At 31.0% G+C, this 23,000-nt stretch carries 24 protein-coding genes, 1 other RNA gene and 1 riboswitch; of the genes, 8 read left to right on the plus strand and 17 right to left on the minus strand.

Annotation, left to right across the window (positions count from 1 at the left end):
* Positions 1-125: 125 nt before the first annotated feature.
* The 5 genes from B5E48_RS10930 to B5E48_RS10950 form a co-directional block, all read right to left on the minus strand.
* Positions 126-956 (minus strand): PTS system mannose/fructose/sorbose family transporter subunit IID, encoded by an 831-nt coding sequence (locus B5E48_RS10930; RefSeq protein WP_087245017.1) that lies wholly within the window; start codon positions 954-956, stop codon positions 126-128.
* A complete protein-coding gene (locus tag B5E48_RS10935; RefSeq protein ID WP_087245014.1) occupies positions 940-1,710 on the minus strand; it encodes a PTS mannose/fructose/sorbose/N-acetylgalactosamine transporter subunit IIC in 771 nt (256 codons plus the stop codon). Before B5E48_RS10935 ends, B5E48_RS10930 begins: the two co-directional genes overlap by 17 nt.
* Before the next feature lie 18 nt (positions 1,711-1,728).
* Complete coding sequence (locus B5E48_RS10940; protein WP_087245013.1) at positions 1,729-2,199, minus strand: PTS sugar transporter subunit IIB; 471 nt, start codon at positions 2,197-2,199, stop codon at positions 1,729-1,731.
* A gap of 10 nt (positions 2,200-2,209) precedes the next feature.
* Positions 2,210-2,626 (minus strand): PTS sugar transporter subunit IIA, encoded by a 417-nt coding sequence (locus B5E48_RS10945; protein ID WP_087305044.1) that lies wholly within the window; start codon positions 2,624-2,626, stop codon positions 2,210-2,212.
* Positions 2,627-2,748: 122 nt separating this feature from the next.
* Positions 2,749-5,424, minus strand: a complete 2,676-nt coding sequence (locus B5E48_RS10950; protein ID WP_087245011.1) for a sigma 54-interacting transcriptional regulator — start codon at positions 5,422-5,424, stop codon at positions 2,749-2,751.
* A 132-nt stretch (positions 5,425-5,556) separates the two neighbouring features.
* Between B5E48_RS10950 and rpoN the strand changes: the two genes are divergently transcribed.
* Positions 5,557-6,774 (plus strand): RNA polymerase factor sigma-54, encoded by a 1,218-nt coding sequence (rpoN, locus tag B5E48_RS10955; protein ID WP_087245010.1) that lies wholly within the window; start codon positions 5,557-5,559, stop codon positions 6,772-6,774.
* Positions 6,775-6,874: 100 nt separating this feature from the next.
* Here rpoN and tnpA read toward each other — a convergent pair whose 3' ends face one another.
* The gene (tnpA, locus tag B5E48_RS10960; protein ID WP_087305045.1) at positions 6,875-7,345 is read right to left on the minus strand and encodes an IS200/IS605 family transposase; all 471 of its coding nucleotides are present in this window, start codon (positions 7,343-7,345) and stop codon (positions 6,875-6,877) included.
* A 172-nt stretch (positions 7,346-7,517) separates the two neighbouring features.
* The gene (locus tag B5E48_RS13640) at positions 7,518-7,691 is read right to left on the minus strand and encodes a hypothetical protein (RefSeq protein WP_158093959.1); all 174 of its coding nucleotides are present in this window, start codon (positions 7,689-7,691) and stop codon (positions 7,518-7,520) included.
* 187 nt (positions 7,692-7,878) lie between these two features.
* Here B5E48_RS13640 and B5E48_RS10965 point away from each other — a divergent pair, with 187 nt between their 5' ends.
* The 4 genes from B5E48_RS10965 (at position 7,879) to B5E48_RS10980 (ending at position 11,103) form a co-directional block, all read left to right on the plus strand.
* On the plus strand, positions 7,879-8,214 hold the full coding sequence (locus B5E48_RS10965; protein ID WP_087245006.1) for a hypothetical protein: 336 nt from the start codon (positions 7,879-7,881) through the stop codon (positions 8,212-8,214).
* Positions 8,215-8,348: 134 nt separating this feature from the next.
* Positions 8,349-9,500 carry a Rep family protein gene (locus B5E48_RS10970; RefSeq protein WP_158095608.1) on the plus strand — a complete coding sequence of 384 codons (1,152 nt, stop codon included), beginning with the start codon at positions 8,349-8,351 and terminating at the stop codon, positions 9,498-9,500.
* 124 nt (positions 9,501-9,624) lie between these two features.
* Positions 9,625-10,005, plus strand: coding sequence for a DUF4258 domain-containing protein (locus B5E48_RS10975; protein ID WP_087245004.1), 381 nt, complete (start codon positions 9,625-9,627; stop codon positions 10,003-10,005).
* Between the two features lie 180 nt (positions 10,006-10,185).
* Positions 10,186-11,103, plus strand: coding sequence for a tyrosine-type recombinase/integrase (locus B5E48_RS10980; protein ID WP_087245003.1), 918 nt, complete (start codon positions 10,186-10,188; stop codon positions 11,101-11,103).
* Here the strand turns inward: B5E48_RS10980 and B5E48_RS10985 are convergent.
* A complete protein-coding gene (locus B5E48_RS10985; RefSeq protein ID WP_158093960.1) occupies positions 11,085-11,762 on the minus strand; it encodes a helix-turn-helix domain-containing protein in 678 nt (225 codons plus the stop codon). The genes B5E48_RS10980 and B5E48_RS10985 overlap by 19 nt on opposite strands.
* Positions 11,763-11,916: 154 nt before the next feature.
* Between B5E48_RS10985 and B5E48_RS10990 the strand changes: the two genes are divergently transcribed.
* Together B5E48_RS10990 and B5E48_RS10995 are read left to right on the plus strand one after the other, a co-directional pair.
* Entirely contained in the window at positions 11,917-12,216 is a 300-nt protein-coding gene (locus B5E48_RS10990) for a hypothetical protein (protein ID WP_087245001.1), read from the plus strand.
* Positions 12,217-12,236: 20 nt separating this feature from the next.
* Entirely contained in the window at positions 12,237-13,343 is a 1,107-nt protein-coding gene (locus B5E48_RS10995; protein ID WP_087245000.1) for a tyrosine-type recombinase/integrase, read from the plus strand.
* Between the two features lie 104 nt (positions 13,344-13,447).
* Here B5E48_RS10995 and ssrA read toward each other — a convergent pair.
* From ssrA to B5E48_RS11040, 9 genes are all read right to left on the minus strand, one after another.
* Positions 13,448-13,802: a transfer-messenger RNA gene (gene ssrA / locus B5E48_RS11000) on the minus strand.
* Position 13,803: 1 nt separating this feature from the next.
* Entirely contained in the window at positions 13,804-14,250 is a 447-nt protein-coding gene (smpB, locus tag B5E48_RS11005; RefSeq protein WP_087244999.1) for an SsrA-binding protein SmpB, read from the minus strand.
* Between the two features lie 16 nt (positions 14,251-14,266).
* Positions 14,267-16,471: a ribonuclease R gene (rnr, locus tag B5E48_RS11010; protein ID WP_087305049.1), complete on the minus strand. Its 2,205-nt coding sequence runs from the start codon at positions 16,469-16,471 to the stop codon at positions 14,267-14,269.
* Positions 16,472-16,536: 65 nt separating this feature from the next.
* Entirely contained in the window at positions 16,537-16,758 is a 222-nt protein-coding gene (secG, locus tag B5E48_RS11015) for a preprotein translocase subunit SecG (RefSeq protein WP_087244997.1), read from the minus strand.
* A gap of 57 nt (positions 16,759-16,815) precedes the next feature.
* Positions 16,816-17,334 carry a hypothetical protein gene (locus B5E48_RS11020; protein ID WP_240924485.1) on the minus strand — a complete coding sequence of 173 codons (519 nt, stop codon included), beginning with the start codon at positions 17,332-17,334 and terminating at the stop codon, positions 16,816-16,818.
* Entirely contained in the window at positions 17,327-18,052 is a 726-nt protein-coding gene (locus tag B5E48_RS11025) for a DUF4430 domain-containing protein (protein WP_087305050.1), read from the minus strand. Before B5E48_RS11025 ends, B5E48_RS11020 begins: the two co-directional genes overlap by 8 nt.
* Positions 18,045-19,184 carry a prenyltransferase/squalene oxidase repeat-containing protein gene (locus tag B5E48_RS11030; RefSeq protein ID WP_087305051.1) on the minus strand — a complete coding sequence of 380 codons (1,140 nt, stop codon included), beginning with the start codon at positions 19,182-19,184 and terminating at the stop codon, positions 18,045-18,047. The genes B5E48_RS11025 and B5E48_RS11030 overlap by 8 nt, the downstream gene beginning before the upstream one ends.
* A gap of 80 nt (positions 19,185-19,264) precedes the next feature.
* Positions 19,265-19,443, minus strand: a riboswitch (cobalamin riboswitch).
* Between the two features lie 63 nt (positions 19,444-19,506).
* Positions 19,507-19,863 (minus strand): fluoride efflux transporter CrcB, encoded by a 357-nt coding sequence (gene crcB, locus B5E48_RS11035; protein ID WP_087244995.1) that lies wholly within the window; start codon positions 19,861-19,863, stop codon positions 19,507-19,509.
* Positions 19,856-21,550: an MraY family glycosyltransferase gene (locus tag B5E48_RS11040; RefSeq protein WP_087305052.1), complete on the minus strand. Its 1,695-nt coding sequence runs from the start codon at positions 21,548-21,550 to the stop codon at positions 19,856-19,858. Before B5E48_RS11040 ends, crcB begins: the two co-directional genes overlap by 8 nt.
* 177 nt (positions 21,551-21,727) lie before the next feature.
* Here B5E48_RS11040 and B5E48_RS11045 point away from each other — a divergent pair, with 177 nt between their 5' ends.
* Entirely contained in the window at positions 21,728-22,879 is a 1,152-nt protein-coding gene (locus tag B5E48_RS11045) for a DUF871 domain-containing protein (protein ID WP_087305053.1), read from the plus strand.
* The last annotated feature ends 121 nt before the right edge of the window (positions 22,880-23,000 follow it).

The following is a 23,000-nucleotide window of genomic DNA, read 5'->3' on the forward strand; positions in this document are numbered from 1 at the left end:
TATTAGAATAACCATCTTCACAGATCTTATCTACAATTTTTTCTACTTCTGGAATTAAATTAACTCCATTTTGATGTTCTGTTCTTACTCTATTTTCATCGAAATTTAACATTTTTGTCTCTCCTTTATCCTAAAATACCAAATTGTGCACAAACAATACCTAATATTGCTGTTCCAATAATAATCCACATAACATTCACATTTTTTCCAAGCAATTTATAATAGATACCAGTAACTGCTAATCCTAACATTCCAGGCATAATTCCATCTAAAATACTTTGAATTTGTGTTGCTGTATCTCCACTACCAATTGCTAAAGGTGTCGTTACAGAAACCAATTCATTTGTCATACCACCAATAACCATAACTCCTAAAATAGCAGCCGCTAACATAAATTTTTGCATTAATCCAGATTTTTGAATTTTTTCTAAATAAGTAGCTCCTAATTCATAACCTTTCATGGCACATACATATCTTAAAATAAACGCTGGAACATTGAAAATTAATAAGAATAGAATTGGTCCTAGAATATTCCCTTGTAATGCTAAAGATGTTCCTATTCCTACAGCTAAAACCCTTAATGTTCCTAACAATAAAGAATCACCAATACCACTTAAAGGTCCCATTAATGCTGCTTTAACTGCATTAATTGAAGATTCATCAAAATCATCTTGATTTGCATTCATTTCTTCCATAGCAAGTGTAATACTACCTACGAAAGTAGAAACATGAGGTGTAATATTAAAGAATTCTAAATGTCTTTGTAATGCTTTTTTTAATCCCTCAGGATTATTTTTATAGATTTTTCTTAATCCATCACTAATCATTGTACAGAATCCCATATGCATTTGACGTTCATAATGCCATGAAAATTCCATAGGTAATGATCTCCAAAACATTTTTCTTAAATCTTTTTTTGTAATAACAGTATTTTCATTATTAGAAGTCTTCGTCATCATTATATCCTCCTTCAACAGCTAATTGATCATTATTATTTCGAAAATCAACACGTAAGAACACTGCAATTAATCCCATGATTGCAATACCAACAACAGGTACTCCAAAGTATGCTGATAATACAAATCCTAAAAAGAAGAATGGTACAACTTCTTTATTCATAATCATTCTTGCTAACATAGCAAATCCAATACCTGGCAATAATCCACAAGCTATAGATAAACCATTAGTTATTACTGTTGGAATAGCATTAACAATTGCTTCCATCTGACTACTTCCTAACGCAAATCCAAAGAAAGTAATTAAGAATAAAACAGTGCAAGTAATGAATCCTGTTCCCATATGAATTATCGAAATAGCTCTTGCGTTTCCTTTTGCAGCATATTTATCTGCAAGCCTTCCCATAAATGGTCTAACAATTGAGAAAATAAAATTGTCAATAGCCTGCGCTAATAATGCGATAGGGAATGCCATTGTAAAAGCAATTTCAGTCCCTTTACCTGTTGTAATAGCAAATGCAGTTCCTAAAACGCCTCCTACAATAACATTTGGAGGTATATAAGCTCCAACTGATACTTGTCCTAAAAAGGCTAACTCTAATGTAGCGCCTACAACAATACCAGTTTGCAAATCACCCAAAATCAAACCAACCAATGGTCCTAAAACGATAGGTCTTTGTATCATATTTGTTCCTGTAGCTAAATCACATTTACCAATAAAAGCTACACAACCTAACAAAAATGCTTGTAACATAAAATAATACTCCTCTCTCTAAATAACATCTTTTGCTAAAATTTTCTTTTCTGTTGGAACCATTCTGATTTCAACTTCAAAATCTTTATTAATCAAATCTTTTACTAAGTTTATTTCTTGATCTGTTAAATTAACAGCTTTAGAAATATTCTTAGTCTCATTAGTTGCTTTTGTTCCTCCCAAGACAACACTATTAATCATATTTGTCTCTGTCATCAAACGATAAGCATCAGCAACATTTTCCACAATGATAAACAATTTATATTTATCAGTTGCACCACTATTAAGAGCTTTTATAGAATCATTAATATCTTTAATAACTAATTTAACTCCTTGTGGTTTTGCCATTTTAATAGCCATCTTCTTTAAATCATCTTGCATAATACCATCATTAGCAATTAAAATACAATCTGCTGCAAGTGCGCTTGTCCATGAAAAAGCCACTTGACCATGCAATAATCGATGATCTACTCTCAAACATTTAATCATAAAATTCCTCCTAAAAGTCTTCATCCTCAATATTCTTCGTTAATAATGATTTGTTCTGTAATACAATTCCTTCTTTAGCATTGTTAATAATTTGTTTTATATCAACATTTTGGGAGCTAATAGCTAATACAAGTTCAAGAACCATATTCATATTCATACCTGATAATACATCTACATTGTCATAGATACACGTCTGTACTATAGCATTGTAAACACTCCCACCTTTAATATCACAAGCTATGATATAATGATGTTCCTGATCTTTTATAATTCTTTGATTTAATTCTTCAGCATAATCGTTAGGATTTTCCCCAGGGTAAAGACTAAATGATTCAACATCATCGGCTAAACTTCCTACAATCATTTTTACTGAATTAACCATTCCTTTTGATAATTCACCATGTGAAGCTAATATTAACTTAATCAAATTTGTCAACTCCTTTCACTTTTATTCAAGCAAATATCGTGCCAAGTCTTCTAATTTTCTTTTTTATTATTAAATGTTTGATCACTTTTATATAAGCAAAAAGTGTGCCATAAAGACACACTCTAATTATTTTTTACATAGTCATAAATATAACCTATTTCTTCAATTGGTATTTCCACATTATAAAATTTTTCAACATCACTAAATGATTTTTTTACACATTCAATAAATAGCGGTTCTTCTTCAAGAAAATTTCTATTAGAATAGATTTCTATGCTTTTATGTGTTACTAATCTCTCTATCAAACAGCATATATGAACATATAACCCAAAGCATGTACGATTTTTAAGTTGGATATTTAATAAACTTTGCATTTTATCAATACCTTTTGAAACTTGTTCTAATAAGCTATTAGGATTAAGAATTGTCAAAATATTCATAATATTTGATAATGAAAAATTCTTAAGAATATTCTTCTTAAATTCTTTTAAGTCTTCTTCACTCATGTAGTTTTCAAAATAAATGGAAAGATCCTCATAATTTGTATTGATAATAAGATCCTCAATTGCTACAAAACGGATACCAGGAATATTAGGATTCAACGTTCCTACAACACAAATCACTTCATAATCGTCAAACATATGCCCTTCTAATCCATTTTGAACTAATGATGCATAATCATAAGTCATGAGTTTTATTGATAAATGTTTTGGTAGTGATTCTTGTATCGTTGTTTTAATTTTCTCAGCGACACCTATCCCCGTTGCACAAGAACATACAATCACTGGTTCTTTGATACGATGTGTTTCTATATGCACATGATAAGATTGCTTTTTTTCTATATCTTCAAATATCTCTTGCATACTTAATTGTTCTTTTATCCCTTCGCCAATTTGTAGAGCTAATTTGGTATGAACATTATTAATCATTGCTATATCGATATTTTTTATTTGAATCCCTTCATAAATTGCTTCGAGTGAGCCCATATCTACTAATAAATATAATTCATTAAATGCTCCAACATGATTCAAAAATTCATTTAATCTCTTTATAATAACATTAACATCAACATGAAGTGGCATATCAATAGAATCAAAGATGTATTGATTAAGCAATTTATTAACGCTTTCTGCTATTGAACTTGCAGTAGAAAAACCATGAGCAACAATAATTGCTAATCTTTGATTATTGACAACATTATCAAAGTATCTATCTAGAAAAATAGTGAGAACACATAATACCATATCATCTAAGGAATCATTCATATTGTATTTAAAGTATTTGTATAATTCTAAAGCAACCAAATATTGTCGATGATAATAATTATTTAAATATTCCTTTAATTCATATACTTTATTCTCATATTGTTTATCCCAAGTCAATATTTCATTAATATTTTTCTGATATTCTGATAAATAACTTGTTACAGAAACCAATTCATTATTTGAAAGATGAAATCCATATTTATTTGTAACCATTGAAAATATTTTATTAACTGTATCTAATAAATAATGATCATTTTTCTTCTTGCTAAAAACTATTTTTTCAAAATAAACATCCACAATCTTTCTTAATTGCATAGTATTATCATTTCTATGATTATCAAATGATTCAATTAATTGTTGATAAAATTGAATAATTTTAGATTGAGATGAGGCAGGAACTAATTTTGAAATTTGAATTATTTTATGTTTGTTTGTTAACATTATTGATGGAGAAATTTGTTGAATAATTCGTTTCGGCAAATGAGATGCATGAATTTCCAAATGCTGACCACTTTGCGTAAACAATGCACTCACACAACTTGCTTGAATGACATTAGATAGTTCTCCAACATTCCCTACAAAATGATAATTCAACAAAGCTTGATAAGCATTTGTTGATATGTATATTTCTTTTTGTATACGTTTTTCTTCTTGGCGATAGAGATGATAAATAAGACTTAGTCTTTCATTTGTTCCCCTTTCTTCTAAAGAAGGTACTTGTAAAACAATAGGAATTCGTCTTAATAATGTTTTTAATAAAACTTTTTCAGGAATTTCAGTTGTTGCAAAAATAATACGACAACTTGATTTTAACCATTTATCATTATCCCCAATCATATGATAAATACCTTGATCCATATACAAGAATAACTTTTCTTGACACTCTGATTTTAAACAATGGACTTCATCTAAAAACAAAAGGCCCCCATCTGCATAATGTAATAATCCCATATTATCTTTATCAGCACCGGTAAATGAACCTCGCTTATATCCAAATAAATTTGCACTCAATAATTCCGGATTATTTGCATATTCCGAACAATTCACTTGTACAAAGCGAGCATCATTTTTTATAAGATTATGATTAACACAATACTCATAGGCTAGTTTTGCAAGCATACTTTTTCCTGTACCAGTAGGTCCGTTCAATAATATTGGTAATCCTTGAGGTGGATATGACAATGTTGCTTTCATAGATTCAACTAAATCATTTAAACTTTCATTAAATCCAATAAGTTTTTCAAAATCCTGCAATTGGTCTCCTTCTACATATTTTAAAAATTCAGATATATTAGAAAACTCATCTTGTGTAAATATAATTTTATTATCTTTTTCAAGTATAGATTTTGATAAATATAATATTGGTTTTGAATTAATTTTTATGAATAATCCCTTTTTATAAAGTTGATTAAGACTCATATTCACAGTATTTCTTGCAATTTTTATATTTTCACTTATTAATAATCCATTGGCATCCTCATAACGTTTTTCGTGTGTTATTTGGTTAATAATGGTCATTATTTTATCTTCCATTATAGTCACCTCTTTTTCAATCTTAGATGGTTTTAAATATCGTGTCAAGAATATTTTTTTAAAGCATCTTTTATTCATTTTTTTCTTATTTTTGGCACAATTTTTGCTAATATATAGATAAGAGGTGGCATTATGAAACAAAAAATGACATTTAATCCTACGTTTAAACAAACATTTCAATTAAATTTAAAAATGCAAAAGTCTTTAGATTTCCTTAAACTAAGTGAAAACGATATTCATGCAATGGTTCGTTCTTTATTGCAAACCAATCCATTTATAGAAATAAACGAAAAAAAAGAAGACTCTTTTTATTATTTAGAAAACATTGCTCAAAAACATACTTTAAAAGAAGAATTATATTTTCAATTAACTATGTTAAAGCAAGAATATGATTATGATATTATTTCATATTTGATTGAATCCTTAGACAATAAAGGTTTTCTCAATTTATCAAAAGAACAATACATGTATGATTTAAATATAAATAATGATATCTTTGATAAACATCTGAATATTTTACAATCATTGGAGCCTATTGGTGTAGGCGCATTCGATTGTTTTGACAGCATTTGTCTTCAATTAAAACACAAAGGTTTAAATACTTCATATAAAATTATGAAAGAATCAAAGGATCTCATTCTCTCAAAAAACTATACAGCTATTTCAAAAAAGTATCATATAACAAAATATCAAGTCAATCAAATATATGAAGATATACGTTTATGCGAACCTTTTCCGTGTGAACAATATAATAATGAAAATGATTCTATTATCATTCCAGATATAGAAATCATTATTGAAAACAATGATATTATTATACAACCCTACAATGATTTTTCTTTTTATATTAATGAAGACCTTTATGAATTGGTTAAAGATAATCATCAAATGAAAGATTATTTTAGAGATGCCCATTTCTTTCTTGATAATCTTACAAAAAGAAATCATACAATACTTATGGTTGCCAATACTTTAGTCAATATTCAAAGAAGTCACTTTTTATACAATGATGAACTAGTTAGCTGTACATTGGATGAAGTGGCAGAACAATGTCATTATCATGTTTCTACCATATCTAGAACAATAAATTCAAAATATTATATGTTCCATAACGAAATCTATCCATTAAAAAATCTCTTGGTATCAAAAAGTGCTTCGGGAGATAGTAGCGATGCTATAAAAAAAGCAATGAAAGATCTTATTGACAATGAAGATAAAAAAAATCCATTATCTGATCAAGAAATAGTCGAAGCCCTCAAAGACATTGATTTATACTGTTCTAGACGTGTTATCAATAAATACCGTAAAAAAATGGGAATACCCGCTTCACCTCAAAGAAAAATAAAATAAATATCCACCGGCCTAGCCGGTGGTTTTTCATTTGCGGGCATAGCCCTGCCTTCAGAGCAGCGCTTGACAGCGCTAACGTGGTCTGCGTCTTGCAATCTCTCTATCGCTTCTTGCCAGTAAACGGATCTTCCAATTCAAGTTCCAATTGCTCTGCTAGCTTATCTTCCTTTAATTGATTTGCAATATATTCCTGTATTTTCTTAGTATTCTTCCCTACCGTATCTACATAATATCCTCGGCACCAGAATTCTCTGTTTCTATATTTGAATCGCGCATTTGCCCATTTTTCAAATATCATCTGACTACTCTTCCCTTTTAGGTATCCCATAAATCCAGATATGCTCATTTTAGGTGGTATTTCAACTAGCATATGTATATGATCTTTACATACCTCTGCTTCTATTATATTGACTCCCTTCCATTCGCATAACTGTCTTAATATTTTTCCTATTTCAATTCTTCTTGCATCATAAAACTCTTTTCTTCTATACTTTGGTGCAAGTACTATATGATATTTGCAGTTCCACTTTGTATGTGATAAACTATGTAAGTCATCTGTGTAATAACTCATGACTATTTCCTCCTTGTATAATATGATTTGTAGTTTCGCAGACCACAAATCAATTATATCACGGAGGATTTTTCGTTACCACGCCGCTAAAGCCTGTAGACACCCCCAGACTATCTGGGGTTTTATTGCAAGACAAAGAGCCAACTATAATGTAATAGTTGGCTTTTTCTATTTAAATAAGCCCATCAAATTCGTTTATAATTGCATCAAGCTTATTTCTTGTTACCTCTAATGCTGTAACCAGATTCTCACAATCTATATCAGCATATGCACTTTTCATTGCCACTGCAAGCAGTGATTTGCATTCGCATATCCCTTCGATAATATCTATCATTTTGTTCTTCATTAGGACCTCCTCATTTCGTTTCATTTTCATATCTATATTATATCATGTTATGAAATATGGAGAGAAAATGTAAAATGTTCAAAAAACCACAAATCACAAATCTGTGCTATAATAGATGTACAGAAAGGTTTCAGATAATTGCGATCCTTTTTGAATTTAAGTGAGCTTGATGCTCGGTGGTGAAATAATGACAAAGAATAAGGTATGTGGAACGAGAAAGAGGAACTTTCTCATCTTCTTCAGCACGTCTTATTCTTTTTTTTGTTCTATGAATAACGACATGGAAGAAAAGATAAAGAAGATTGGAATTGATAACATGTATTCCCTAAGACTTGCTGAAAATGAAGATGGAGGATGTATCGTCTTCATCCATACAAGAAATCCCATATGTGTCCATACGATTGAAGAACTCTTTGATGAGGGAATCATCATGGCACCACATGACTCCATTAGAGAGTTCATGGAATGCTGTCATCAGATGCTTGGTGATGAGCATGATAACAGAGTTCAGGTGTTGTTATAGGAAAAGGTGTAAAAGTGCCGTTGCCTGTTGCCAAAGCAGGCATACCCCTATAAGAAACGCCGAGAACGGGCTTGTCCTCTCGGCGGTTCTCCCTGTTGCCAGTTGCCAGACATATATTAATGGAGGTAACTTATATGAGAAAAAAGTACAGAAACTTTGAGATAATCTCAAAAAAAGAGTATATCAATATTGATGATATTATTAATAAAATAAATTCAAACAAGAGTATTAAATACTATCTCTATATTCTTCATGATAAAGATATATATACCATTGAAGATGAAAAGAAAAATTCTACTCATAAGGCAAACACAATTAAAGACCCTCATTATCATATCTATATTAAGCTTGATAATGCATATACATTTACAACTGTCGCTAATTGGTTGGATATAAAAGAAAACTTCATCAATAAGATAATAGGAAAATGGGGTGATGTTCTTTTATATGCTACACACAGGAATGCTTCATCCAAATATCAATATGATGATAGTGAAGTCGTAAGCAATTACGATTGGATAGCCGAACGTGATAAATATCAAGTCAAAAAGAATAATAAGGACATTAAGAATGAGCTTATTGAAAAAATAGACCAAGGTATAATCAGACGAAACAATTACACCCAATATATTGATGTAGATATGTATGTTAAATACAGAAAGGATTTTGAAAGCGCCTTTAAGTACTATGAGGATAAAATCAGGAATAAATCTATAAATAAAGAATGCATATACATCTATGGTACCAGTGGTAGTGGTAAAACAACCTATGCCAAGAAATTCTGTGAGGACAGAAACTTGTCTTACTATATTTCCAGTGCATCCAATGATATCATGAGTGACTACTGTGGAGAAGAAGTATTAATACTTGATGATGTGAGAGCAGACTGCTTTAACTCCTTAAGTGATTTTCTAAAGATGCTAGATAACAACACGTCCTCTACTGTCAAATCACGCTACCGTAATAAAATATTGGAATGTCAATATATTATCCTAACATCAGTCTTGGATATTGAAACTCTATTCGACAAGTTTCATGACAATTTTCACGAACCTATAAAACAGCTTAGAAGAAGATGTAAAACATATATTCATATGACTGATGATTTCATCACATATAATCTATATGATGAAGCACGTGGTGATTATATCAAAGCCACGACATTGCCAAATCCCATCAGCAAATTATATAAAAAGCAAAGATTAACCGAAGAAATGATTAATGAGAAGTTAGCTTTCTTTATCGGAGAGTCAAAAAATCCACAAGATAATAAGAACATGGTATAATATTATTGTAAGTTAGACGAACAGGAGAAAAGAAATTCGACCTGTTCGTTTTTCTTTTATATGACGAAATTTTCAAAAGATACTTAGCGTGTCTTTTAATTTATACGAAACGGAGGAAGTAATAATGTCATTACATCAAAAGAAACTTACAAAAGAAGTAAAAAATATAAAGAAGTATGCAAAATTCGGACTGATTCAAATATCGTTGCATGCTAAAGAAAGGATGAAAGAAAGAAACATTGATGAAAGACTTATTCAAATTGCTCTATCTTATAATTCCACCATAGTTCAGGATAGACCTGTCGGTAACTATAACACATCCCCCTTCTATGACCGCTTTGTCATACAATGCAAATATAATAAAATCCCATACCACGTTGTTATAGAAAAGCAGACAAGAGACAATCATTTTCATCTTTATAAAATGATTACTTGTTACAGACCCGATGAGGGAGTATTCAGAAAAGATGGAACTCTAAGAAAAAGAAGCAATAGAAAAGCTTAAACGCTCGTACGATTTTAGCTCCAGCATCTTGATAGTAAGATGCTGTTGAGCTTAATTGCTCCTGCACCATGCAGTTGAGCTACTTACTGAACAATCTACAATTTAAAAAGTCGCCATTAACGGCGAAAGAATAGAGCCGATAATGGCGAAAAACACTGGTGCATAATATGAGGTGATAATTTGGGCAGAAGTCATCATAATCTATACAATCAGATGAAACAGAGTGTTTTAAATAGTTTTACCCCAGGAATTTCTAAAAGAAATGAGAAAATCGAGGATCACTACATCGAGAAATGCAGAGTATATTCATATAAAGATAAGGAAAACTTGCTTGATGTAGCAAGGGATTTTTCAAAATGGGTTAAAGAGAACTGTAATGAGATTAAAAAAATGAATCATATAACACCTGAACTTGTCAACAGATATCTTGAATCAAAAAGAACTTCATGTACATCCCATACTATCAAACAATATGCTTCAAGAATTGATAAGATTGGAAAGCTAGGTGAGTCAATGTTCAACTGCAAAATGAACATGAAAGCTTCACATATACCAAGTGGTAAAGAGGCTATGAGAACCATTGCCATGAAAGAAAGTGATTATCAAAAGATAGTCGACATCAGATCTAATGCCAAAGGTTTTATTGCTGTTAAATTAAGTCATGCTTTTGGACTTAGAGTAAGTGAAACAGTTAAAGTCAGACCTTGCGATATAAAAAATGACAAATTGGTTATATACAAATCAAAAGGCGGAAAGACAAGAATATTACCAATAGAATCAAAAGAACAGCGGGATATCATAAACAAACTTAAAGAGATTGCCGATAAAGAAAGATGCAAAAAAGACAGCCCCATACTCAACATTAAGCAAGGGTCTGTCAATAAATGGTTAAATTCCAGATGTAAGCAACTAGGAATCTCAAGATATAACGATCATAAAAGCAGTATCCATAGCATCCGCAAAAATTGGGCTATTAGAGAATATAACAAAGAGCTCATGCATCATAATCAAAAAACAGCATGGGCTAATGTCAGTGAAAAATTAGGCCACGGACGAGATAGAGAAGACCTTAGAGAAGTCTATCTTCCTAAACAATAATCTCTCTTTACTTTAAGAGGGTCATCAATATATATCGCAACTCGATTTTTACATAGCGATACAGGTACACTTATGGATTTACCATGTTTATTAGTAAAATAATAGACGTTACCCACTTTACTTTCATATTCACAATTTCTATTTAGATTTCCATAATCATCAATAACATAATAATCTGGTTCCTCAATATAGCTTAAAGATTCATCAATAGCCATGATTCTTTCTATAATGGCAGCATCATGAAGACCATCTTCTAAAAGATAAACATTATTATTTGGAATATCTCTCTTTAGGACAATTAGTGTAGGTGCGACAATTGGTGCTAACTTTTTTCTTGGTGATACACAAAACATTCCATGCTCAACATGACATTTCTGTACTGGAGCAACGTAATAATCTGTACTTCCTTTTATAAAATAGGTCATGTCAATCCCAAACTCTCTTGCTATCACCTCTATTTGAGGAAGGGTAATTTCCTTCTCCCCACTTTTCCATTTTGATACCAAAGTAGGAGATATCCCTAATCTTTCTGCAAATTGCTTTTGATTCATTTGATATCTTCTCATTATTTGTTCTACTCTTTTATAAGCGTCATTATTAGCTTTATCTATTTGCAATTTTACTTTTTCAGTTAAATAGTAACAATCATACTCACTCATTTTAGCTCTCTCCTTTAATATTAATTCTATCATTTATAATTTGAATTGACAATTCGTCAACTTTACAAAATGGTGGAGTCGATTATGTTATAATAGCATAGACATAGGCAGGAAAGGAGCTAAAAAATAACATGCCTATAAGGAGGTCAAACAAATGAATATTAATAAAAAGAAAGGATGTATGAATTGGAAAGAAAAATATATATTATCTCTTAAGGAAGAATTCAGTATTAAAGAAATAATGCTTCTTAGAGAATGTGGTGCGCCAAAAGCTAGACAACTACGTGAAGAAGCATTGAATTATTGTATTTCTCATCATATCAGCTTTAATGCAAATCAAAAAATACCTGCAGAAGCCTTGTTTGCAATTACAGGTAAAAATATTGATTTTTATAAACAAAAAATGGTAGCTGAATCTTTAGTTGAACAATTACCATTGCAACAATATGCATAAACTGATTTGGAGGAAATAAAATGGGCGTATATAAAGATAAGTTACGTGGTACATACTACGTTAAATATAAAAATACAACAAAAAGAGGTTTCAAAACAAAAAAGGAAGCTAAATTATTTGAAAATAAAGTTCTTAGACATAAAAGATTCAATGACGAATATTTCTGTGCTGTAGCACGAGGATATCTAAAACATCTTGAGCAGACATCAAAATATAGTACATATATGAAATGTCAGCAAGTAATGGAAGATTTTATCATCAAGAATTTCCCAGACAAGAAAATCAGCAACATAACTCCCCAGGATTGTTTTGAATTTAGAATAAAGTTGAGTAATTCTTCATATTCTACAACGACGAAAAACTATATCCTACAAAAATTCAAAAAAGTATTTAAACATGCTATGACATATAACGATTTATTTTCAGACCCTTCTGTCTCGCTTACCTCCTTCCAAAAAACATTAGAAGAAGATAAAAATGAAACAGTTAAAAAGAATACAATATGGGATGAAAATGATTTTAATCAGTTCATCAAATATGTAGATGATAATGTCTATAAAGTCTTTTTTATAACATTATTCTATACTGGTGCAAGATTAGGGGAAATCAGAGCCTTGACATGGAATGACTTTTCGAGAGGTAAAATCAACATTATCAAAAGTGTAACTTCGAAGACAGACCATGTTACTGATAATAGGAAAGAAGAAATTGTACCTACAAAGACAAGTTCTAGTAAACGAAGAATATCTGTTGGCAGTTCCCTTAATGAAATGTTAAAAGACTTAAAAAAACAGGAGCAACAGAAAGAAGGATACAATAATGATTGGTTTATTTTTGGTGGCCCAAGAACTTTACCTACCACATCAATAGATAGGAAAAGACAAAAAGCCATCAAATTATCAGGTGTCCCTTTTATTACTAATCATGGTTTTAGACATTCAAGCATATCATTATGGATTAATAAAGGCGTAACCATTACAGAAGTCAGCAAAAGAGTTGGTCATAAAAATCCAGGAGTCACATTAGGAATTTATACTCATGCCAATATCAATGAAGATGATAAACTGCTAGATATTTTAAATAATTTACAATCCGAAACAATAAAATCAAGTCAAGATGAGGCTTGATTTTTGTTTTATTTAAATAAAAAATCTCAAAAACCTTCTCATAATTTTCTCATAAAAGAAAAGGAAACAAAAAAACACTGATACAATCAGTGTTAATGACTATTTGGTGGAGGCGGCGGGAATCGAACCCGCGTCCAAAAGCCGTCCCATATGAAACTTCTACAGCTTATCTTGTCGAATGAATTTAACTAAGCTACGATCCACAAGCAGTCTTTCACTTAGCGATTCTGTACATTTTCGTGGTATAAATCCAGAATCTTTATACCCTTAACCTATTAGATATGTTACCAGTTCTATAGCCATAGGTATGCTATAGGCTGATATTCGCTAAAGTCTAACGTCGACTAGCAAGCGAAAGATAATTGTTGTCTGTTTCCAGATATTTTTTGTTTGCAATTAACGTATGCCCACGGCTGCCATTCCATTCAAACTGACCCCTGTCGAATCCAAGACGCCCCCATTAGTAAGCATTTTTTAATGCTCTTTCCATATCTCTTTTTGCATCTTTAGCTTTCAGATCCTGGCGTTTGTCATATAATTTCTTACCTCTTGCTAAAGCAATCTCTACTTTTAACTTAGACGTATTAAAATATAATTTTGTAGGAACTACTGTTAAACCATTTTCTTTCACTTCTCTTTGTAGCTTTTTAATTTGCTTTTTATGAAGCAATAGCTTTCTATTACGAAGTGGTTCATGATTAAAAATATTTCCTTGTTCATAAGGAGCGATATGCATGTTTTCAATAAAAGCTTCATCGTTCTTAAAACGAATAAAAGCATCTTTTAAATTGACATGTCCAAGACGTACTGATTTAATTTCTGTCCCTTTTAACTCAATTCCAGCTTCATAAGTATCTAAAATAAAGTAATCATGAAATGCTTTTTTATTCTGAGTGACAACTTTCATGCATATCACATCCTTTCTATCTATGTTTTCTTGTCTTTCTATGTGACCTATTTATTTTACCCTTTTTTGTACGTTTTGTCTTTACTTTTCTATCATTTATTTTCACAATTTTTGATTTCTTTTTTCTTGATTCCATTCCCACAACTTCAAAATCAATTGTTCTTTCTTTTTTATCACAAGCGACAACTCTAACTTTCACTTTATCAGATAATTTAAAGATTCTTCCTGTTCTTTCACCAACGAGAACCATTTGTTTTTCATCATAGTGATAATAATCATCTGTTAAATCTGTGATATGTACCAAACCATCAATAGTATTTGGCAGTTCAACAAAGAAACCAAAAGAAGTAATAGAAGAAATCATACCTTCAAATTCTTCCCCAATATGTTCAGACATATACTCAGCCATCTTCATATCTGTTACTTCTCTTTCAATATCAACAGCTTCTTTTTCACGATATGAAGATTGTTCTGCTAATTCTGGAATCACTTCTTCAAAATGGGCTGTCTGTTTATAATCCTGTTTAAATAAGAATGTTCTAATTAAACGATGTCCCAATAAATCAGGGTAACGACGTATTGGTGAAGTAAAGTGTGTATAATATTCATCCGCTAAACCAAAATGCCCTAAACATTGAGCGTCATATCTTGCTTTTTGCATACATCTTAACAATAATGTTGACACAATCACATGTTCATCAGTTCCTTTAGATGCATGAATAATCGCATTTAATTCATTTGGATAAACATGTTCTAAAGATCCTTTAATCGTATATCCTAATGGTTTTACAATATTCACAAATTGTTGTAATTTCTTAACCTTTGGCTGTTCATGAACACGATAAATAAATGGTAAATCCATCCATTTAAAATGTTGCGCTACTGTTTCATTGGCTTTCAACATAAACTCTTCAATAATTTTATCAGAAGCGCCACGTTTTCTTAAAACAACATCAGTTGGTTTTCCTTTTTGATCAACAAGTACCTTAGCTTCATCAACATCAAAATCAATAGCGCCACGTTCATCTCTGACTTTTCTTAATAATGTCGCTAAATCCTGCATTAAAAAGAATAATGGCACAGCTGGTGCATATTCCTGCTGTAATTTTTGATCACCATCTAAAATCTTATTCACATTATTATATGTCATACGATAAGAAGAATGAATCACCGTTGGTAAAATATCATGATTAACAACTTCACCATGTTTATCAATTTCCATAATACAACTGATTGTATAACGATCTGTATTTGGATTTAATGAACATATTCCATTTGATAATTTATGTGGTAACATTGGAATCACACGGTCAACCAAATAAATAGATGTTCCTCTTTTAATGGCTTCCTTATCTAAAGGTGAACCCTCTATAACATAATAAGAGACATCTGCAATATGAACTCCCAGCTGATAATGTCCATTATCCAATTTCTTTAAAGAAATGGCATCATCTAAGTCCTTAGCATCATCACCATCAATTGTCACAATCAACTCATTTCTTAAATCCACACGATTTTCAATATCACTTGGATCAATTTCATCTGAGATACCTTCAATTTGTTCGTAGACTTCTTTAGGAAATTCAATATCTACATCATGCGCATGGACAATAGATAAAATATCTATTCCAGGATCATTACGATGTCCAATAATTTTAATAATATCGCCTTTAATTTGTGGTTTAAAAGTCTTAATTTCTACCACAACCTTATGCCCTGGCATAGCGCCATGCATATGTGCTGCATCAACAATAATAGGCTTATCAAATTTCTGATCATCTGTTTTGACAATATAGTCTTTTCTTCCACGCTTCACTTCCCCAACATAACGAAGTTTTCCACGCTTTAAAACACGCACAACACGTCCTTCTTCACGTTGTCCATGAGATTTAATCTTTTCGATTAAAACAGTATCATTATGAAGTGCATCCTTCATATTGGAATCATGTATATAAAATTCTCTATCTTCATCAATTTTTACAAAACCAAATCCACGTTTATTTAATTCTAAGACACCTTTATAATATTGAAGCTGATTAATCAAATAATAATCATTAATACGACTTCTTATAATAAGCCCTTCATCTTCCATTTCATTAATAAGTTTGATAAACGCAACATAATCCTGTGTTTCTGTCATATGAAAGTGTTCAGCTAATTCTTGAATTTTTCTTCTTGTATAAGTTTGATCAGATAATAACTCTAATATTTCTTCTTTCAATTTTCTCACCTCACTTTTAGTTTATCCAATTAATAAAAAGAGGACACATCAAAGTGCCCTAATGATTAACCCATTCTAATTAAGATTGCAAGAACAAAAAATGCAATTGCAAGTCCAACAGTAATACGTGTTAAAACCAAATCTGCTCCTCTTTCTTTTTGATGAGCAAATAGGTTAGAACTTTGACCAGTCAAAGCATTCACCACACCATCAGATTTTCCACTTTGTAATAGGCATACAACAATAAGAGCAATTGAAACGATAATCAATAAAATATTTAAAATCATTGTCGTACCTCCTTTTCTTTTTTATACATTCGCATAGACATCATAGCATATCATCATTTAAATTACAATACTTTTATTTTTAACAAAGATTTTCATCAACAATGGTGCCCCAATTAAATAGAAAAAGAAGTTTCCAACTGCATGAAAAGTATCAAATAATAATCCCGATATATAATAAACAATAAATAGTGATGGTCCACCCACAACAAATTTATCTAATGATACAATAAAACCAAAAACATATCCCATCAAAAAAGCAAATATAGCCATAACTAAAATATGTGGTTGTTTATGTATTTTCTTAAAAAAATCCATTAAACATTGCGTCAATAAACAAATCACAATCCATGCTAAAATCTGAAAAATTGTCCAAATTCCCATACCTAAATAGATATTAGAAACAAGTGTTGTCACAATCGTTAATTTAATACCAAATGCCAAACCAAAAATCATCACTGAAATAATGATAATGGATGTTACGGGCTTAATATTAGGTAATGCCTGTAAAGCTATACGTGATGCTATATTGACAGCCGCTAATATTCCAATCAAACTGATTTCTTTAACTTTATCCATTTGTTGAATAGACCCATTCAACCTGATCACCATCTTTTAAAGTGCAAGCACCTGCACTCGTTTGAGGATATGTTCCATTAACCTTATATTTCCATCCTGACATGCCACCATAATCAAATTCCATAAGTCCGTTGATCCCTTTCACATAAATGGCTTGCCCAATTCCTGATGTACTCACAGGCATTTCATAATTATCTGCTAATATTTTTAAAGCATCATAAGCACTTATACCTTCCTCATATTCTATATAATCTTGTGCCATAACACCATCAACACCAGTGATTGTCACATAAACAGATGCAATTTCTTTTTCAATATAAACTTCTTCCTCTTTTTCAGGTACATCCTCTACTTGTGTTTGGTGAGATGTAGATGTTTCCTGATTGGAAGTTGTTGTTTGTTTCTGTTGTGTTGATTGAGATTCAGGCTTTTGTTTTGATGACTGTTTTTTTTCTTGCTGAGAAACTTGATTCACTTGTTCTTCTTTTTTTTCTTGTTGAGAAGTTTGATTCTCTTGTTCCTCTTTTTTCTCTTGGGAAACTTCCTCTTTTTGTTTCGAATCTGTCATTTCTTGTTGAACTTGATTTTCTGTATTGTCAGTCACTTGTTTTGCTGACTGACTTGGTGAAGCAAAGTAGGCATGATAAATGCCTACTCCACCTATTAATAAAAAACATACAACAACAAAAATGAGCGTATATTTCTTTGTTTTATTCAAGATACTGTCTTCCTTTCAATAGAAGTATACCACTTCCAATAAATAATAAACTATATCCTATCAACCATGATGAATCATCTGTTTGAACCACATCAGCTTTTTGTGATGATGATTCTTCTTTTGTCTGATTATCATTTTGCATTTCTGTCGAAGATGTTTCTTTATCTTCTTTAACTGAATCTTCTTCAACAGGTATTTCTGGTTCTTTTTCTATTTCGGTAACTTCACCTAAAGCTAAGTATGCTTGATGGGCCTTTTGATAAACTGAACCATTATAATAGTATCCTATTGTTTGTACACCTTGTACAGTTGCAAGCAAATTATATTGCCCTTCTCCTGTAAATGATGACCAAAAACTTCCATCAGAGTTTTGGAAAGATAATAAGACATCATATGGATTATGTTCATTTTGATTATATGTTCCGGCTTTCACACCAGCACTATCATATGTTAATAATCCCGCCAGTACACATGCCTGCGTATTCGCATCTGCACCATATCCATACATATCAAATCCAGCATCCTCTTTTTGATATGATAAAATATATGTCATAGCCTGTTGAATAGTTGGCTGATATTTCTCTTGATTAACTAAACTCAAAGCTTCTATTGCCCATCCTGTGACAGCAAGATCTTCATAACCTCCAGCATATGTAAATGCTCCATTATCTTGGATCATAGAAGCTAGATAATCTGCAGCTAATTCTTGTTTATCTGAGCCTACAATATATAAAGCATCTACACAAAAAATCTGATTATTTGAACCAAAACCATTCTCATTTTCAAAATGAACAGCTCCATCACTTTGAATTGCTGATTCTAATAATTCAACATAGTTGACCCCATTATAATTTCTAGGATCATTTCCATGTAAAGTTAAAACTATAATTGTTTTCGCAACATTTGATGCTGTATCTGTTGCAAGAAGTTCTTCAGGTAAAACCTTCTGATCCGTTTCTACTCCAACTGATTCACTCGCTATGATTTCATCAACTGATTGAAACGCACTTAAATTTTGAAAGTAATTCTTTGCTAATGTATAGCTTTCATCATAAGTAAGTGCAGCTATTGGAAAAATATTTCCCATCACCAACATTAGCATAACCAATAAACATGTAAAAATTTTCTTCATTTTGTCCTCCTCTTTTTCTAGACAAAAACAGGACATCTCTGCCCTAGAATTGAAACTAGAACGACTTTATACTCCGTAAAGTGTATTCCAAGATGTTGGCATGTATTCCGGCTCAAGTTCTTTGTCTTTGCACCTTCCCAGTTGCCCAGTGGTTATATTACATTGACTCCCTTTCACGGCTGCGGGACAGCTCAGGATTCACACCTGCTTCCATTTTCATGAAATATCTCTATTTCCAACCAACAAATTCATAAACTTTTACGCCATCATTATATACTATTACGAAAAGATAATAAAGAAAAAGAAGCATCATGATATGCTTCTATTGAACAATTATTCTTCCTAAATAAACACCAATAATACATCCTATCACACTTATCATAGCATATACTACAGCAAGTGCATAAAATCCATCTTCTAAAAGTGTCAAAGTTTCTAGAGAAAATGTAGAAAAAGTCGTAAATCCTCCACAAACTCCAGTTTTTAAAAATAAATTTATAGATGGTGAAATACGTTCTTTGGTAAACAAGCCTACAACCATTCCAATAATGAAAGCTCCTAGAATATTTGTTATAAGTGTGAGTATAGGAAAATGATTTTTTAATGGTATAAGACTTATGCCATATCTGAATATAGCTCCAAGTGCTCCGCCAAGTCCTACCCATAAAAATTTATCCATTATCATTCTCCATCGCAACAACACTAAACTTCTGATCTTTTTCAATTAAAGTCACCGTTGTTGTATATTGTAATGTATCTAAAATAGGATTTATTTCTTTAAAAGTCATTTGAACTTTGACATCGTAATAACTATAATCTTCCAATCCTGACAAAGCTTTATAAGAAACCACATTAGATAAAATATCATAACGGATAACTTCAGGTGGATTTATATCTGTCTGTATTTCTTTATAATATTCATTTCGAGCATAAGCTGTAAAATCATCTTTTTTCTCAGCATAGAAATAATCAATACCACCTATTTCTCCATTCTCTTTATTCGATAAAGTATAGTAATCACTCACAAAATAAGCAGCCACTAATTGTCTTTCTGTTTTTTTATCACCACGATTAATAGCTGTGACTAATTGATTATATATATCACTCATTAAACTTGTTTCATTTTGCGATTCTACATATTCTATAGTTATCGTTTTTTGTGGAATAGCTTTTTCTTCATGATTTAAAACAAAAACCATTGAGAATACAATACCTATAACAAGAACCAAAATAACAGCATATTTTTTCTTGGCTTTTTGAATAATTCTTTGGTATGGTTTTGTATCTTTGATGGAAGGCAAATATTCACTTTTAATGAAAATATTTAAAATCGTTAAAAGTGGTTTATATTTACGATCAATCATATTTGTTGCTTCTACAAAAAGTTCAAATAAAACCATCAAAGCAATAAATAAAATAGTTGCTGCAACCTTATCAAATAAATAAAGATAAGAACATAAAGAGAATAATACTGTAACAGCATATAAGATTAAAACACTCTTGGTTTGTCCAAGTTCTAAAGAAAACATCAATTTATGATGAAGATGATTACGATCAGCTTCACTAAAACTTTTATGATGAACTTTACGACGAATAATCGCAATTAACGTATCCATAATTGGAACCATCAAAACAACAATCGGTGCCCCTAATGTAAAAAAAGATGAGCTTTTATAACCAAATCCAAGTAATGAAATGACTGCAATCATAAAACCAATAAACAATGCCCCACAATCACCCAAAAAGATAGATGCAGGATGAAAGTTATACACTAAAAAGCCACCTATTGCGCCAGCTAAAAGCAATGATAAAGAAGAAATATCTGTACGTCCATAAGTTAATGAAGTCAATGAAATAGTCACCAGAACAATAATAGATATACCTGCACACAATCCATCTAATCCATCAATTAAATTAATAGCATTACTAATACCTACGATCCATAAAATAGTAATAATAATAGCTAGTATATAAGACACTGATTCAGGTAAGAATGGAAGCGTGAATCCCTTTAAAACAATATCACCATAAATAATAACGACTAACGCGGCAATGACTTGACCAAGCATTTTTAATTTCGGAGATAAATCATGAATATCATCATAAAATCCTGTTAAGAAAATGATAAATCCACCTATTAAAATAGCATTAATCTGTGTATCTGTTTTTAAGAAGATCATCGTTCCAATTAAAAAACTCATATAAATCGCATAACCACCAGTTCTTGCGATAATGCCTTTATGTATTGTTCGTTTATTTGTATGGGCAATAATACCAAGTTTTTTTGAAACCTTTCCTACTATTGGAACAAGAATTAAGCTTAATACGAATGTCACAACAAACGATAAACATATTTCTAAACTCATGATTCTTAGCTCCTTTCTTCAATTCTCTATCTTTTGTTATATCATAAATATGCGATTTTGCGAAGTCCTACTCCATATATTTTTCATAAGAGGCTTGAATTTTAAATGTCTTTCTATCTTTTTCTTAAAGTCTATTGCTAAAGATGTTATAATGATTTTATAAGGAGGAAAATGAATATGCACAAATTAGGTATTTCTGTATACCCTGATAAAACACCAATGAATGAGGTATACGCATACATGGAAAAAGCTGCAAAATTAGGTTACAGTAGAATTTTTACATGTTTTTTATCAATTCCAGATGAAGAAAGAGAAAGTTATTTGGTTGAATTTAAAGAATTCATGAAAAAAGCTCATGAATTAGGATTTGAAGTTGCTGCTGATACAAATCCACAAGTTTTTGACTTAATTGGAGCAACACCTGGTAATTTAAAACCATTCGCTGATTTGGGATTAGATATTATTAGAATGGATGGTAACTTTGGAACTCAAGGTGATATTCAATTAACACGTAATCCATACAATATTAAAATTGAATTTAACGCTAGTATGGATATGGGTGTAGAACTTTTAATCAATAATGGTGGTAATAAAGATCAAATCACTATGTGTCATAACTTCTTCCCAGAACGTTATACTGGGTTAGATTTTGATTTATTTATGGAATTTAACCGTTATTGGAAAGAATTAAATTTACACACTGCTGCTTTTGTTTCTAGTAACAATGAACATACAATTGGTCCATGGCAAGTTTTCTGTGGTTTACCAACTGTTGAAATTATGCGTGGTTTACCAATTGATTTACAAGCTCGTTATATGCTTGCGACTGGAGATGTTGATGATATCTTAATTGGAAACTATCCTGCAACTGATGAAGAATTAGAAGCATTATCTAAAGTGAATATGCAAGCTATTGAAATTAGAGTTGATGAAGCTGAAGGTATTAGTCAAAACGAAAAAGAAATCATGTATGATTTCGCTCCTCATTGGGATCGTTATGACCATTCATCATTTATGTTAAGATCTTCATCACCACGTGTATGGTTTAAAGAAAAGAAAAGTGTTCAAGATGGAGATATGGGAAAAGATTCTCAAATGAATGTAGAATCACAATCTATTCCATATAGAGATCCAGGTAAAAAAGTTTTCACTCGTGGAGATGTATTGATTGTTAATGATAATTTAGCACACTATCGTGGTGAACTTGAAATTGTTTTAACTGAAATTCCTAATGATGGTGAACGTAACTTAGTCGCTACTGTAAAACCTGAAGAATTAATGTTGTTAGATTTCATTAAACCAGGACATCACTTCAAAATCTTAAAATAAAAAAAGGGGCTGTAACGAAATAACTTTTTAAAGAGTTGATTTTGTTTCAGCTCTTTTCTTTTTCTGTTTTTAGGCAATAAAAAAACATCTTTTCTCTTCTTCTGATTTCAAGATGTAATAT

Origin of the sequence: Massilimicrobiota sp. An105 (assembly GCF_002161155.1) — a bacterium.
GTDB lineage: Bacteria > Bacillota_I > Bacilli_A > Erysipelotrichales > Coprobacillaceae > Allocoprobacillus > Allocoprobacillus merdigallinarum.

Bases quoted from the DNA above. Each gene is read 5' to 3' on its own strand.
- B5E48_RS10930 (WP_087245017.1), bottom strand. From the start codon at position 956: ATGACGAAGACTTCTAATAATGAAAATACTGTTATTACAAAAAAAGAT.
- B5E48_RS10935 (WP_087245014.1), bottom strand. From the start codon at position 1,710: ATGTTACAAGCATTTTTGTTAGGTTGTGTAGCTTTTATTGGTAAATGT.
- B5E48_RS10940 (WP_087245013.1), bottom strand. From the start codon at position 2,199: ATGATTAAATGTTTGAGAGTAGATCATCGATTATTGCATGGTCAAGTG.
- B5E48_RS10950 (WP_087245011.1), bottom strand. From the start codon at position 5,424: ATGGAAGATAAAATAATGACCATTATTAACCAAATAACACACGAAAAA.
- rpoN (WP_087245010.1), top strand. From the start codon at position 5,557: ATGAAACAAAAAATGACATTTAATCCTACGTTTAAACAAACATTTCAA.
- tnpA (WP_087305045.1), bottom strand. From the start codon at position 7,345: ATGAGTTATTACACAGATGACTTACATAGTTTATCACATACAAAGTGG.
- B5E48_RS13640 (WP_158093959.1), bottom strand. From the start codon at position 7,691: ATGAAGAACAAAATGATAGATATTATCGAAGGGATATGCGAATGCAAA.
- B5E48_RS10965 (WP_087245006.1), top strand. From the start codon at position 7,879: ATGACAAAGAATAAGGTATGTGGAACGAGAAAGAGGAACTTTCTCATC.
- B5E48_RS10970 (WP_158095608.1), top strand. From the start codon at position 8,349: ATGAGAAAAAAGTACAGAAACTTTGAGATAATCTCAAAAAAAGAGTAT.
- B5E48_RS10975 (WP_087245004.1), top strand. From the start codon at position 9,625: ATGTCATTACATCAAAAGAAACTTACAAAAGAAGTAAAAAATATAAAG.
- B5E48_RS10985 (WP_158093960.1), bottom strand. From the start codon at position 11,762: ATGAGTGAGTATGATTGTTACTATTTAACTGAAAAAGTAAAATTGCAA.
- B5E48_RS10990 (WP_087245001.1), top strand. From the start codon at position 11,917: ATGAATATTAATAAAAAGAAAGGATGTATGAATTGGAAAGAAAAATAT.
- B5E48_RS10995 (WP_087245000.1), top strand. From the start codon at position 12,237: ATGGGCGTATATAAAGATAAGTTACGTGGTACATACTACGTTAAATAT.
- smpB (WP_087244999.1), bottom strand. From the start codon at position 14,250: ATGAAAGTTGTCACTCAGAATAAAAAAGCATTTCATGATTACTTTATT.
- secG (WP_087244997.1), bottom strand. From the start codon at position 16,758: ATGATTTTAAATATTTTATTGATTATCGTTTCAATTGCTCTTATTGTT.
- B5E48_RS11020 (WP_240924485.1), bottom strand. From the start codon at position 17,334: ATGGATAAAGTTAAAGAAATCAGTTTGATTGGAATATTAGCGGCTGTC.
- B5E48_RS11030 (WP_087305051.1), bottom strand. From the start codon at position 19,184: ATGAAGAAAATTTTTACATGTTTATTGGTTATGCTAATGTTGGTGATG.
- crcB (WP_087244995.1), bottom strand. From the start codon at position 19,863: ATGGATAAATTTTTATGGGTAGGACTTGGCGGAGCACTTGGAGCTATA.
- B5E48_RS11040 (WP_087305052.1), bottom strand. From the start codon at position 21,550: ATGAGTTTAGAAATATGTTTATCGTTTGTTGTGACATTCGTATTAAGC.
- B5E48_RS11045 (WP_087305053.1), top strand. From the start codon at position 21,728: ATGCACAAATTAGGTATTTCTGTATACCCTGATAAAACACCAATGAAT.